Origin of the sequence: Cytobacillus oceanisediminis 2691, assembly GCF_007678455.1 — a bacterium.
Classification (GTDB): Bacteria; Bacillota; Bacilli; order Bacillales; family Cytobacillaceae; genus Mesobacillus; species Mesobacillus oceanisediminis_A.
Window position 1 is genome coordinate 1 of the sequence record NZ_VEEP01000307.1, and the last position, 253, is coordinate 253.

General features: G+C 43.1%; 1 protein-coding gene. It reads left to right on the plus strand.

The window, feature by feature from the left end:
• Positions 1 to 98: 98 nt before the first annotated feature.
• The coding region (locus FS736_RS25755) for an S-ribosylhomocysteine lyase (protein ID WP_472595149.1) at positions 99 to 253 on the plus strand (155 nt) is incomplete at its 3' end.

Below are 253 nucleotides of genomic sequence, written 5' to 3' on the forward strand. Positions count from 1 at the left end.
ATATGGGGAACGATGATGATAGAGTTGTAGAGATGAGTCGTATGGGTTGGGAGACTGGATTGTAGGTTTGTGTGATGAATGATGATGATTAGGAGAATATGTTGAATGTAATGGAAAAAAGAATGAATGATGTAGTTGAGGGAGATGAGGTGCGAGCATGCAACGAAATGCAGTGCGGCTGGGGTGCAAGTCAGAGCTTAGAGGGTGGTAAAGAAATTGGTGGGAAAATGGTGGAAAAGAAAGATGAATGGGG